5 protein-coding genes are annotated in these 4,555 nt (G+C 73.2%); 4 read left to right on the forward strand and 1 reads right to left on the reverse strand.

Going from position 1 to position 4,555, the window contains the following annotated elements:
• Positions 1 to 238: YndJ family transporter (locus AB0C29_RS34910; protein WP_360829533.1), on the reverse strand; the 238-nt coding region annotated here is incomplete at its 3' end.
• A gap of 103 nt (positions 239 to 341) precedes the next feature.
• Between AB0C29_RS34910 and AB0C29_RS34915 the strand changes: the two genes are divergently transcribed.
• The 4 genes from AB0C29_RS34915 to AB0C29_RS34930 all read left to right on the forward strand — a co-directional run.
• Positions 342 to 1,313 carry a diacylglycerol kinase family protein gene (locus AB0C29_RS34915; RefSeq protein WP_360829536.1) on the forward strand — a complete coding sequence of 324 codons (972 nt, stop codon included), beginning with the start codon at positions 342 to 344 and terminating at the stop codon, positions 1,311 to 1,313.
• A complete protein-coding gene (locus tag AB0C29_RS34920; protein WP_360829538.1) occupies positions 1,310 to 2,383 on the forward strand; it encodes a YihY/virulence factor BrkB family protein in 1,074 nt (357 codons plus the stop codon). Before AB0C29_RS34915 ends, AB0C29_RS34920 begins: the two co-directional genes overlap by 4 nt.
• Positions 2,384 to 2,429: 46 nt before the next feature.
• Positions 2,430 to 3,956, forward strand: a complete 1,527-nt coding sequence (locus AB0C29_RS34925) for a phosphatase PAP2 family protein (RefSeq protein WP_360829541.1) — start codon at positions 2,430 to 2,432, stop codon at positions 3,954 to 3,956.
• A partial coding sequence (locus tag AB0C29_RS34930; protein WP_360829544.1) for an endonuclease/exonuclease/phosphatase family protein occupies positions 3,953 to 4,555 on the forward strand: 603 nt, incomplete at its 3' end. The genes AB0C29_RS34925 and AB0C29_RS34930, both read left to right, overlap by 4 nt.

Below are 4,555 nucleotides of genomic sequence, written 5' to 3' on the forward strand. Positions count from 1 at the left end.
GGCGGAGCGGGCGGCTGAGCGCGTACGCACACAGCACGGCCGCCGCGACGGCGTACGCCGTTGCCAGGCTGGTGGCCACCGTGCCGCGGGGCAGCCACAGGCTCACCGCCCCGGCGACGGCTCCGAACGGCCAGCACCGCCGGGCGAACGCCACCGCCGGGTCACGGATCAGCCGCAGCCCGGCCGGCACGACCACCAGCATGCCGACGGCGACGAGCAGGTTGACGAGCACCCGCACCGACCTCACCTCCTCTTTTTGAACGCGTTCAAGTAACTGAATTCACTCTAACGCACCCGCACCCGGGTCGCCGTTGTGATGTGTGTCCTGCACACTGACGGCCGTGACAGGACCTCGCTCTGCCGTGATCTACAACCCCGTCAAGGTCGGCGACCTCGACCTGCTGCGCCGCATCGTCAGCGAAGGCGTCGCGAGTGTCGGCTGGCCCGAACCCACCTGGCACGAGACGACCCCGGAGGACGCCGGCCGCGGCCAGACGGCTCAGGCGGTCAAGGACGGCGCCGAGCTGGTGTTCGTCTGCGGTGGCGACGGCACGGTGATGGCCGCGGTGACCGCCCTGGCCGGCACGGACGTCGCCCTGGCGGTGCTGCCCGCCGGCACGGGCAACCTGCTCGCGGCGAACCTGGGCCTGGGCACGGACGCCGCCACCGGGGTGCAGGTCGCGATCGAGGGCGGCCGCAAACGCATCGACGTCGGCGCCGTCGGCGACCAGTGCTTCGCCGTGATGGCCGGCATGGGCTTCGACGCGCAGATGCTCGAGGGCACCTCGGACACGGCCAAGAAGCACATCGGCTGGCTGGCGTACGTCGGTGGCGCCGCCAAGCACCTGCGGGACCGCCCGATGCGGGTGCGCATCGTCATCGACGGTGGCGCGCCCATGCCCCGGCGCCCGCGCTCGGTCATCGTCGGCAACGTGGGCCGGCTGCAGGGCGGCGTACGACTGCTCAGCGAGGCCGAGCCCGCCGACGGCAAGCTCGACGTGGCCATCCTGAGCCCGCGCAACCTGCGGCACTGGGCCGAGCTCGGCTGGGCCGTGGTGCGCCGGCGCAGGAGCGTGCCGCTGATGGAGACGTATTCGGCCGAGCGGGTGGAGATCTTCAGCAACCGGGCCCAGCCCCGCCAGCTCGACGGCGACCTGATCGACCCGGGCAAGACCCTCAAGGTCCACGTCCGGCACCGGGCGCTGCTGCTCTGCGTGCCGCAGCCCGCCGGCGACCCCGACCTGGCGTACGACAGCAGCGCGGCGAAGCGGGCCGCCGAGGGGGTGCGCGCCGCGGCTGAAGAGAAAGCATGAGCAGCACGGAGCCGGTCCCCGAGACCAAGATGATGCCGGGGGACGAACTCTCCGCCGACGACGCGTTCCTCGCCCTGCGCCACTACGGGCGCTGGCCGCTGCTGCGCGACGCGTTCGTCCGGTTCCGCTACGGCGACGGCTTCAGCCACTCCCGGGCCTTCGCGTTGCAGCTCTGCCTGGCCATCGTGCCGTTCCTCATCGCCCTGTCCGGTCTGGCCACCGACCTCGGCGTCGAGGAGGGCGGCCAGGTGGTGGCCGACACGGTCATCGCGCTGACCCCGGGCGCCAGCGAGCCGCTGGTCACGGAGCTGCTCGAGGACGACGAGCGCACCGAGGAGGCCGGTGAGCTGGCCCTGGCCCTGGGTCTGATCACCGGGCTGTTCGCGCTCACCACCGCCATGGCCCAGATCGAACGCGGTGCCAACCGCATCTACGGCGTCGAACGCGACCGTCCCGCCCTGGCCAAGTACTTCCGGGCCGCGGTGATGGCGCTGATCGCCGGCCTGCCCGCGCTCTTCGGCTTCCTGCTGCTGGTCGCCGGGCACTCGGCGGGCAAGTCCCTGGCCCGGCAGTACGGCTGGGGCGACGGCGCCATGGCGGCCTGGAATCTGGTGCGCTGGCCGCTGAGCCTGCTGCTGATCGTCTTCGCGGTGGGGCTGCTCTTCCGGCATTCGCCGCGGCGCAACCAGCCCGCGCTGACCTGGCTGCTGTTCGGGGCCACGCTGTCCACCATCCTGTGGTGGGTGGCCAGCCTGCTGCTGGCCGGCTACGTACGCGTCAGCGACGGCTTCGGCGCCACCTACGGCCCCCTGACCGCGATCATGGCGCTGCTGCTCTGGGCCAACCTCACCGGCATCTCGCTGTTCCTCGGGCTGTCCTTCGCGGCGCAACTGGAGGCGCAGCGGGTCGGGGTCGTCCGGCCGGCGCAGCACGACCAGTGGGAGCCGGGCCCGGACACCGACCTGAAGAGCTTCGATCCGCCGGCGCCGGACGCGGCCGACGGAGACACCGCGGACGGGGAGTTGCCCCGTCAGCGCGACCCCGGTGTGAGCGCCGAGCCGAAAGGGTAAGTCCCGCCGCACCACCGCGTGACCCCCGAACGAGCAGGAGCCGACGATGTCCACCGACGAAGGCAGGATCCACAAACGGGTCGGCTGGGCGCCGTTGCGGCACTTCACCGAGCGCAGCGTCCTGGGCCTGCTCGCGGTCATCGCGGTCGGGCTCGGCTTCGGCCTGCTCCTGCTGCTGGTCCGGCTGCACTGGGGACCCCTGCAGAGCCTCGACCGGGGCGTGGCCGAGGGGCTGAACGGGCTGGTCGCGCCGCATCCGCCGGTGGTCACCGTGCTGGAGGCGCTGACCGACCTGGGCGGCCGGCCGGTGATGATGTGGCTGGTGTCGGTGGCCGTCGTGCTGCTGCTGATCCGCCGCCGGACCCGCCTGGCGGCGTACCTGGTCGTCACCGGCGTCGGTGCGCTGCTGCTCGATCCGTCCCTCAAGACGCTGGTCGGCCGGCTGCGCCCGGTCGTCGACGTGCCGGTGTCCGGGGCGCCGGGCAACAGCTTCCCGAGCGGGCACGCGCTGGGCTCGTTCGTCGCGTACGGGGCCCTGCTGCTGGTCTTCCTGCCCGCTGTGGCGCCGCGCTGGCGCAAGGCCGTGATCGCGCTGGTCGGGCTGATCATCGTGACTGTCGGCGTCACCCGCATCGCGCTCGGCGTGCACTTCCTGTCCGACGTGCTGGCCGGCTGGCTGCTCGGCGCGGCCTGGCTGGGCGTGACCGCGTACGCGTTCCGGGTCTGGCGCCGCGAGGTCGGCCAGCCCGTCCGCCCGCTGGAGGAGGGACTCGAGCCGGAGGCGGCTCACGACGTCACCCCGGCGCCCGACGAGGAGAAGCTGCTGCCGCACCCCTGGGCCAAGGCGGCCGAGCTGGTCGTCGGCTGGGTCTTCATCTTCGGCGTGCTCTACCTGCTGGGCTGGGCCGTCACCAACCACACCGAGGGCACCTGGATCCGGTCCGCCGACGAGGGCTTCGTCCGCTGGCTGCAGACCTTCCGCACCCCGGCGCTGGACGACCTCAGCTACCTGTGGAGCAAGGCCGGCGACACCCACATGATCCTGCTGGTCTCGCTGGTGTTCTGCCCGCTGGTGCTGGCCCTGTGGCGGCGCTGGCGCCCGGTGCTGTTCGTCGTGCTGGCCATGTTCGGCGAGCTGAGCCTGTTCCTGACCACGGCCGCCGCGGTGGGCCGCCCCCGCCCGCCGGTCGAGCAGCTCGACGGGCAGATGCCCACCTCGTCGTTCCCGTCCGGGCACATCGCCGCCACCATGTGCCTCTACGCCGCCATCGCCATCCTGCTGGTGCCGCGCATCCGGGCCTGGTGGCGCTGGGTCTTCGTGGCCCTCGCGGTGATCATGCCGGCCGGCGTCGCGCTGTCCCGGATGTACCGCGGCATGCACCACCCGACCGACTTCCTCGGCGCCGGCGTGCTGGCCGCCTGCTGGCTGACCCTGCTCTACTTCGTGCTGCGGCCCAACGCCGACGTGGCCGAGGGCAACCGGGCCGACGCCGGCGAGCTCACCGAACGCGACGCGCACCGCGACCTGACCGAGACGACGGTGCCCGCCGGCACGCCCGAGGCGGTGCGGTGACGGTCCGCTTCCTGACCTGGAACATCAAGACCGGGGGCAGCAAAGGCCGGCTGGACGCCGTGGTGACCCTGCTGCGGCGGGAGAGCCCCGACATCCTGGCGCTGCAGGAGCTGCGCGGCTTCCCGGGCCGGCGGATGCGGGAGGTGGCCGGGGCGCTGGGCATGACGCCGTTCCTGGCCCGCTCGGTGTTCGGGCAGAGCGTCGCGGTGCTGGTCCGGCCGCCGCTGCGGATCGTCGACTGGTCCGGCGTCCGGTGGCGGCTGCACCACGCCGCCGCGGCGGTCCGGGTGCCGACCACGGCCGGTCAGCTCACGGTGGTCAGCACGCCCCTCAACGCGCTCTCGCCGTACCGGCGGCTGCGCGAGGCCCGCTTCCTGGCCGCGCGGCACCGGCCCGGCAAGGGGCCTGTGCTGCTCGCCGGCGATCTCAACTCCCTGGACCCGGATACCGACCACACCGAGCGGCTGGCGGCTCTCAGCGGGCCGTACCGCCGCCGGCACACGACCCCGGACGGTACGGCGGACACCCGGGCCATCGCGGCCTTCACCGCCGCGGGCTTCGTGGACCTGTGGCCGAGAGCCGGGGCGGGCGACGGCCAC

The sequence above is a fragment of the Actinoplanes sp. NPDC048791 genome, from assembly GCF_040650095.1.
GTDB lineage: Bacteria > Actinomycetota > Actinomycetes > Mycobacteriales > Micromonosporaceae > Actinoplanes.